Origin of the sequence: uncultured Cyclobacterium sp. (assembly GCF_963976465.1) — a bacterium.
Lineage (GTDB): Bacteria > Bacteroidota > Bacteroidia > Cytophagales > Cyclobacteriaceae > Cyclobacterium.
The window spans coordinates 1-3,167 of sequence record NZ_CAXBOC010000587.1 but is presented as its reverse complement, the minus strand read 5'-3'; the positions used below and the strand labels follow the sequence as shown (position 1 = coordinate 3,167).

The 3,167-nt window shown below is 33.3% G+C and carries 4 protein-coding genes; all 4 read right to left on the bottom strand.

The genetic code is table 11. The features are described from left to right. Window positions 1-1,276 precede the first annotated feature (1,276 nt). The 4 genes from AAC037_RS22575 to AAC037_RS22560 all read right to left on the bottom strand — a co-directional run bounded on the left by AAC037_RS22575 (window position 1,277) and on the right by AAC037_RS22560 (window position 3,086). Window positions 1,277-1,591 (bottom strand): type II toxin-antitoxin system RelE/ParE family toxin, encoded by a 315-nt coding sequence (locus tag AAC037_RS22575; protein ID WP_339905801.1) that lies wholly within the window; start codon window positions 1,589-1,591, stop codon window positions 1,277-1,279. Next, complete coding sequence (locus tag AAC037_RS22570) at window positions 1,591-1,812, bottom strand: hypothetical protein (RefSeq protein WP_339905799.1); 222 nt, start codon at window positions 1,810-1,812, stop codon at window positions 1,591-1,593. The genes AAC037_RS22575 and AAC037_RS22570 overlap by 1 nt, the downstream gene beginning before the upstream one ends. Window positions 1,813-2,348: 536 nt before the next feature. Continuing rightward, window positions 2,349-2,666, bottom strand: a complete 318-nt coding sequence (locus tag AAC037_RS22565; protein ID WP_339905798.1) for a hypothetical protein — start codon at window positions 2,664-2,666, stop codon at window positions 2,349-2,351. 33 nt (window positions 2,667-2,699) lie between these two features. Continuing rightward, complete coding sequence (locus AAC037_RS22560) at window positions 2,700-3,086, bottom strand: AbiH family protein (RefSeq protein ID WP_339905796.1); 387 nt, start codon at window positions 3,084-3,086, stop codon at window positions 2,700-2,702. Window positions 3,087-3,167: the final 81 nt, after the last annotated feature.

Here is a 3,167-nt window from a genome sequence, read left to right as displayed (position 1 = left end):
TAAAATAGGTTTGATGGTCTTCCTCAATCCCTGCGTAAGCGGAGTTGCCAACCGACACTATTTGCCCAAGCTACCTTAACTGTGTAGTGGTGAACCGAACCAGATACGAGGTGATTTTATTTGCCGGAGCATTGGAGTCAATTTGATCTTTTTGCGCAATAAGGAATTCCCCATCCAATGTAACCTTTACATTTCTTCAGACTCCTCTAAAACTAGGGAGTCTTTTTACAATTTTCCCCACCCAGGTGTAATTTGCAATTGCACCTTTCTATCCACTTTAATGAAATTTAGTAAAATCAATCTAAAATGGCCAACTAAAGCCGATGCTAGATAGAAGATGTGCAGGAGATAAAATATTTTCGAGATTCTTGCCAGCGCAGTAATTCGGGTAAACCGAGCAGCTTATCTTTTTTTTTGTGCCGGCAACCAATCTAGTGGTCCGAAAACTAAAACACTTGACTTACAACTCAAATCAAAGAATAGATATATTTTTATTGGCTAAAAAGCTTTACTTAAACTCTGCAATCCTTTAGGATAGCATGGTTGAAGGCTATTTCTTTTAGGTAAGAAGGTAAAGGCAATGGAGGTTTTGAAAAATCATTCCACTTAAATTCCATTAATAGGCTAAAATAATTGGGAAAATAGTGACCAATAAAAAATTACCTTAAAGGGCATTGTACCAATGGCAACTGTTGTAAAAGCTCCATTCATGGCCCCGACCTGGGTGTAGAATCCTCTACACCCTCATATTCCTAAACTCCTTTGAAATCGTCATCCTTTTAAAGCCATTTGCAACGGCTTACTAACAAATATCTTAGCAAACAAAAGCTCGCAATTTCAAATGCGGTCTGTATTAGTTTTGAAAAAGCATACTCACCAAACATCCGGACAAAATAACAGTCCTTTATTTCATTTGTGATTTCTATGCGAATAAATTATAGTCAAAATAATCCGGTAAGTGCAGAAAGCATAGAAAACCTGAAGAATGCCTGGGACATTTGGAATAAGGGCTTGGATGACTTGTGGAAGGTCATTTGAATCATTTTTGAGGACTCCGCTTAGTAGCCTTTGCGGGAAACTGTAAATTTGGGAATTAAGAGTTTGACTATGTAGATAAATCTATATTTCCATTTAGAAATCCAATAATGTTTTATTTATAAAATTAAGCTTTTGCTGAGAAAGAAAGTATTAATACTTCTGTGAAAGCTCAATTTCGTAAATTGGATAGACAAGGTATAGACAAGAATAATACACCATTTCAGGAATGTGAGGATATTTACGTTTTAGTCCTCCATTTTTCTGGATTTTGTTTGGTATGGAAGATAGCCTCTACAAATACTTTGTCGTTTTTTTCATCCACCCGGAAATGTGCCCGATACGGAAAAGAAGGAATAGGAAGCAACCGAATATCATCATAGCGAACCTCGTATTGCAGGGCAGCATTATTGAGCTTTAAAAGAGCAGTTTCTACATTATTAATGAACCGCTTTCCCAATTCATGGCTTTGCGTTTGCTCGGTGTAAAAATCAACGGCCTTTTGAATGTCAAGATAAATCCGTGGGTTGTACCGAACGTTAAAATTTTTGGCCATCAGCCATTCTTAAGTTGCTGAAGAACTTCATCCCAGGAAAGGTATTCTTCGGGTTTAGAATTCCTGATCCGCTCCCGGACGACCTCTTTTTGGCTGTCAGGTACAATAAACGCATCTTCCTCAATACCTTCATATTTAGATTTTAGGTTATTCCACTCCTGAATAGGAATAAATACCCCGGTCGTTTGTCCTTGATCGTCAGAGATGTATTGTAAGCCCATAGTAATCACTAGTTTTCATATGTAATATCAAAAATAGTGAAATCCCTCATGATTATCAATTTTTTATAAGTCTTCAGGACATAAAAAATGCGCTGAAAGCTTATTTTGATTGGCTCAAGTTGAAAGACTAGATGCAAATACTCAATGAAGTTTTAATAAAAATCTGATGATGAAAAAAATCCCCACTAGGTGTAATTTGCTATTACACCCTTCTATCACTCTAAAAAATACTTGTTGTGCGATTTAAATTATTCGACCCTTGAAAAAACTCTATCAGTTACGAAAGTAAAATTGTTCTATTTTCTTTTCAAGTACTAGGCTGAATAATTATTAAGATTCCATAGTCCTAATTCGCCTACATTTTCACATTAAATTCCCTCCATAAAGTAATATTTTGATAAGTTAAAACCTAATCTATCATTGAAGTGTCACAAAGAGGGATTATTTTCTTTCTCATCAGCGTATTGTCATCAAAAGTTCTTGAGATATGATACAGATTTTCGAAATATTTGGATTCATCCCCATAATAGGTTGATTCAATTTTTTTTACGTTGTTGTGCTGAAATATTGTCCTTATATCCGAAAATTATCGGATTATCTTTACCTTCTAAATCTCCATGAATTTGTATTGGTTCAATAGGGAATTTGTCAGGCCCATTATTATCTTTTAACCATTTTACGTATTGTTTTATTTTTTTGGATGTATAATTAAAATTTATGAAATATGTTTTATTATAATCGTTTTTGGTTTGATGATTATGAAATAGTTTATATATTTTAGAGCTTTTTCCGTGTTTATCTAGATCAATTTCTATTTTATCTTCAATTTCCTCTTTAAGGTACTGTTTTAGCATATTTTTCAAATGTTCGAACTCCTTATTTAGAATTTATATTTTCTCTGGTTCGCTAATATTATCAGATAGTAAACCAAAGTAATGAGATTCTAAATTCGCCCATGAATTTGTTGTCTTTTCGTGTTCGAATAAAGATTTAAAATAAACCGAATTATTCCTATCCGGACGAATAGCTAACTTAAAAGTTAAATTTGATTTGTCTAATTCATTACCAATCCATGGATCAGTATTCCTGGATTTATCAAGTCGATGGTAAAAATTACTAGCAGTTTCTTTATAACGTCCTTTTAATTTTAATCCTTTGCCTTCGTTTTTATATTGTGAAATGGAGTTTTTAAAATATTCCACAAAATCACTATATCCAGTAGGTAAACCATGTGCCTTGTCAAAGCCATTTCCTATTATTACTATTTTATTCATGGTATTTTTTATTTGAACAAACTAAATTAATTTTTTTTAGCAACTTGTAATTGCTTTTCTAAATCTTTTATTTTTTCTTTT